Source organism: Microbacterium testaceum (genome assembly GCF_001476655.1).
Classification (GTDB): domain Bacteria; phylum Actinomycetota; class Actinomycetes; order Actinomycetales; family Microbacteriaceae; genus Microbacterium; species Microbacterium testaceum_C.
On the sequence record NZ_LDRT01000180.1, the window covers coordinates 1 to 4,187 of the forward strand.

Sequence of the window (4,187 nt, forward strand, 5' to 3'; positions counted from 1 at the left end):
CCCGCGGCCGCGGGAGTGCAGGAGTTGTGCGCTTCCTCTGCCGATAAGGTGTCCGGATGGACCCGCAGACCCTGCACACCGCCCGCCTCGAGCTGTCGGCGCCGGCCGCAGGCGACGTCGCCGCGATCCATGCCGCGTGCCAAGATGCCGCGATCCAGCGATTCACGACGGTTCCCTCGCCGTATCTCCCGTCCGATGCCGAGACGTTCGTCGAACTCACGCGCGGGTGGTGGGCCGACGGGTCGGAGGCGACGTGGGCGATCCGCCTCGAGGGCCGACTCGTCGGCATGGTGGGACTCGCGAAGCTGCCGAGCGGCGGGCCGGAGATCGGCTACTGGGTGTCGTCCGGTGTGCGCGGTCAGGGCGTCGCGACCGAGGCCGCGCGCGCCGTCGTCGACTGGGGCTTCGCCGACGCGCGACCGGCGGTGCAGCGCATCGAGTGGCGGGCTGTCGTGGGTAATCTCGGCTCGGCGCGCGTGGCCCGTGCGCTGGGCTTCCGTTACGAGGGACTGTTGCGGCAGGCCGGCGTCACCTCCCAGGGCCGCTCGGACATGTGGGTCGGTGGTCTCCTGCGCACAGACGACCGCGGCCCGCAGCCCTGGCCCGACCTGTAGGCGGCACGCAAGGGCCTAGGGCGATGTCGGCGGCGCATGGCACCATGGCGACATGCCGGAGATGCCAGAGGTCGAGGGGCTCGTCGAATACCTGCGGGGGCGCGTGACGGGCCTGCGCATCGAGAAGGCCACCGTGTCGGCCATCAACGCGCTGAAGACCTACGACCCGCCGCTGACCGCTCTGATCGGCACACACGTCACCGCCGTCGACCGGCATGGGAAGTTCCTCGACATCGCGACCGACAGCGGCGTGCATCTGGTGTTCCACCTCGCGAAGGCCGGATGGTTGCGCTGGTACGACGCCCTGCCCTCCACGATCATCAAGCCGGGCAAGACCCCGATCGCCCTGCGCGTCGGTTTCGACGACGGCTCGGGGTTCGATCTCACCGAAGCGGGCACGAAGAAGTCGCTGGCCGTGTACGCGGTACGCTCCCCCGACGAGGTTCCCGGCGTTGCGCGCCTCGGCCCGGATCCGCTGAGCGAAGGCTTCGACCGCGAGACCTTCGGCGCGCTGCTCGCGGGTCGCCGCACGCAGATCAAGGGCGTGCTGCGCGATCAGTCGATCATCGCCGGAGTCGGCAACGCCTATTCCGACGAGATCCTCCACGCGGCGAAGATGTCGCCGTACGCGCTGGCCGCCACCCTGTCCGACGACGAGGTCGACCGTCTGTTCACGGCGATGACCACGACTCTGGCCGAAGCGATCGACGAGGCGCGCGGAAAGCCGCCGGCCGAGCTGAAGGATGCCAAGCGACGGGGCATGCGCGTGCACGGACGACGGGGCGAGGCGTGCCCCGTGTGCGGCGACGAGGTGCGCAGCGTGTTCTTCGCCGACAACTCCCTCGAGTACTGTCCGACGTGCCAGACGGGCGGGAAACTGCTCGCCGACCGGCGGCTTTCCCGGCTGTTGAAGTGACCCCGGCCGCTTCTCCCCGTCGAACCGGACGGCTGCGCTCTTCGTGTCAATCCATGTCGGGGAATGAAACCCGTCACACCGCGTTGACTACACTTCGAAGTGCAAACAACGTGCTCCGGGGTCGGTGAGAATCCGAACCGGCGGTGACAGTCCGCGAACCCCTCCGCATCATGCGGTGGGGCCGATCCGGTGGAATTCCGGAACCGACGGTGATGCGAGGGTCCTCCCTCGCTAGTCCGGATAGGAGGCAGCACGGACGGCGCGTCGCGCCTTCCCGCTCCCCCTGCCCGGCATCCGCGGGAAGGACAGGGAAATGGCATCCGCCGTCGAGATCGACGCCATGCGGCGAGCGTTGCAGCTCGCCCGGCGCGGCCCGCGCGGGCTCAACCCGCAGGTGGGTGCCGTGATCCTCTCGCCGAACGGTGAGGTCCTCGCCGAGGGCTACCACCGCGGCGCGGGGACCCCGCACGCCGAGGTCGACGCCCTGTCGCAGCTGGCCCCCGGAGCCGCGCGCGGCGCGACCGCCGTGGTGACCCTGGAGCCCTGCAACCACACCGGGCGCACGGGTCCGTGCGCGGTGGCTCTGATCGAGGCCGGGGTCGGCCGCGTCGTGCACGCGATCGACGACCCGACCGACACCGCGACCGGCGGAGCAGCGCGACTGCGCGACGCGGGAGTCGACGTCGAATCGGGCGTCGAGGCGGATGCCGCGGAGCACCTCATCCACGACTGGATCGGCCTGCAGCGCACCGGCCGCCCCCACGTGAGCGTCAAGTGGGCGCAGAGCCTCGACGGGCGCGCCGCGGCCGACGACGGCTCGAGCCAGTGGATCACCGGCCCCGCCGCGCGTCGCGACGTGCACGCCCGTCGCGCCCAGGCCGACGCGATCGTCGCCGGCACCGGCACGGTGGGAGCCGACGACCCCGCGCTGACCGCGCGAGCCGCCGACGGTTCGCTGCTCGATGCCCAGCCCGTGCCCGTGATCATCGGGAAGAGCGAGACGGCTCCGGATGCCGCCGTGCGTCGGCACCCGCGAGAGCCGCTGTTCTTCGCGACCCATGACCTGCGCGCGGTGCTCGCCGACCTCGCCGACCGGGGCGTGCAGCGCGTCTTCGTCGAGGGCGGACCGACCCTGGCGAGCGCGTTCGTGCGCGAGGACCTCGCCGACGAGGTGCTCGTCTACGTCGCGCCGGTCCTGCTCGGCGGCTCGCGCCTGGCGCTCGGCGACCTGGGCGTGCCGACCATCGCCGACGCGCGACGCCTCGACGTGGCATCCCTGCAGACCCTCGGCGACGACCTGCTGATCGTCGCCGTGCCCCACCCGACCGGCTCGGAAGCCGCCGGCACCCACGAGAACAGAGGAGAAGCCTGATGTTCACCGGAATCGTCGAAGAGATGGGCGCGATCACCGCCGTCGAGCCGTCGGGAGACGGCGTGCGCGTGACCGTTCGCGCTCCCCTGTCGGTCTCGGACGCCGGCCACGGCGACTCGATCTCGGTCAGCGGCGTGTGCCTGACGGTCGTCGACCAGGGCGAAGACTGGTTCACCGCCGACGTGATGAAGCAGACCCTCGACATGTCGACGCTCGCCGACGTCGCGCCGGGCCGCGCGGTCAACCTCGAGCGCGCGACCGCCGCGCACGGCCGCCTCGGCGGGCACATCGTGCAGGGCCACATCGACGGCACCGGCATCGTTCGCGAGGTGCGCCCGGGTGCGCAGTGGAGCGTCGTGCGCGTCGGCATCCCGGCCCCCCTCGCCCCGCTCGTGGTCGACAAGGGCTCGATCGCGATCGACGGCGTCTCGCTCACCGTCAGCGCCGTCAGCGCGGCCTCCGACCCCGAGCCGTGGCTCGAGGTCTCGCTGATCCCCGAAACGCTCGAGGCGACGACCCTCGGCAGAGCCGAGGCCGGCACGCCCGTGAACCTCGAAACCGACATCCTGGCGCGTCATGTCCAACGCATGCTCGCCTTCCGCACGACAGAGAACCCCGCGGCGACCGCCGCAAAGACCGAGAGGGGCTCCGCATGAGCCTGTCCACCATCCCCGAGGCCCTGGAGGCCCTGCGTCAGGGGCGGCCGATCCTGGTCGCCGACGATGAGAACCGCGAGAACGAGGGCGACGTCATCCTGTCCGCTCAGCTCGCAACCCCCGAGGCGCTGGCCTGGACCGTCCGTTGGTCCAGCGGTTACGTGTGCGCGCCCATGCCCGCAGAGTGGGCCGACCGCCTCGACCTCCCGCCCATGGTCGCGGTGAACGAGGACGCCCGCGGAACGGCCTACACGGTGAGCGTCGACGCCGCGTCGGGTGTGACGACGGGCATCAGCGCGGCCGACCGCTCCCGCACGCTCAACGTGCTGGCCGACCCGGAGTCCGTGCCGACGAGCGTCATCCGCCCCGGGCACATCCTCCCCCTCCGGGCCGTCGACGGCGGAGTGCGCGAGCGCGCCGGCCACACCGAGGCCGCGGTCGACCTGATGAAGCTCGCGGGCCTCGAGCCGGTCGCCGCGATCGCCGAGGTCGTCGCCGAGGACGGCAGCATGATGCGCCTGCCCGGACTTTTCGAGCTCGGCGAGCGCGATGGCATCCCGGTCATCACGATCGAGCAGCTGATCGGGTACCTGAACGAGACCGCCCCCCTGCCCGCGGCGGCCCCCGCC

General features: G+C 71.8%; 5 protein-coding genes and 1 riboswitch. All 5 genes read left to right on the forward strand.

Features of this window, described 5'->3' with window-relative positions; all coding sequences use genetic code 11:
- Nucleotides 1–56: 56 nt before the first annotated feature.
- Entirely contained in the window at nucleotides 57–614 is a 558-nt protein-coding gene (locus NS220_RS17920) for a GNAT family N-acetyltransferase (protein ID WP_058625347.1), read from the forward strand.
- Between the two features lie 52 nt (nucleotides 615–666).
- Nucleotides 667–1,530, forward strand: a complete 864-nt coding sequence (locus NS220_RS17925; RefSeq protein ID WP_058625348.1) for an Fpg/Nei family DNA glycosylase — start codon at nucleotides 667–669, stop codon at nucleotides 1,528–1,530.
- A gap of 107 nt (nucleotides 1,531–1,637) precedes the next feature.
- Nucleotides 1,638–1,787: riboswitch (FMN riboswitch) on the forward strand.
- A 56-nt stretch (nucleotides 1,788–1,843) separates the two neighbouring features.
- On the forward strand, nucleotides 1,844–2,902 hold the full coding sequence (gene ribD, locus NS220_RS17930) for a bifunctional diaminohydroxyphosphoribosylaminopyrimidine deaminase/5-amino-6-(5-phosphoribosylamino)uracil reductase RibD (RefSeq protein ID WP_058625349.1): 1,059 nt from the start codon (nucleotides 1,844–1,846) through the stop codon (nucleotides 2,900–2,902).
- Nucleotides 2,902–3,558, forward strand: a complete 657-nt coding sequence (locus NS220_RS17935; RefSeq protein ID WP_058625350.1) for a riboflavin synthase — start codon at nucleotides 2,902–2,904, stop codon at nucleotides 3,556–3,558. Before ribD ends, NS220_RS17935 begins: the two co-directional genes overlap by 1 nt.
- Nucleotides 3,555–4,187, forward strand: a 633-nt coding sequence (gene ribB, locus NS220_RS17940; protein ID WP_081323261.1) for a 3,4-dihydroxy-2-butanone-4-phosphate synthase, incomplete at its 3' end; no start/stop codon positions are given. The genes NS220_RS17935 and ribB, both read left to right, overlap by 4 nt.

Coding starts and splice junctions, on each gene's coding strand:
- ribD (WP_058625349.1), top strand. CDS start 1,844: ATGGCATCCGCCGTCGAGATCGACGCCATGCGGCGAGCGTTGCAGCTC.
- NS220_RS17920 (WP_058625347.1), top strand. CDS start 57: ATGGACCCGCAGACCCTGCACACCGCCCGCCTCGAGCTGTCGGCGCCG.
- NS220_RS17935 (WP_058625350.1), top strand. CDS start 2,902: ATGTTCACCGGAATCGTCGAAGAGATGGGCGCGATCACCGCCGTCGAG.
- NS220_RS17925 (WP_058625348.1), top strand. CDS start 667: ATGCCGGAGATGCCAGAGGTCGAGGGGCTCGTCGAATACCTGCGGGGG.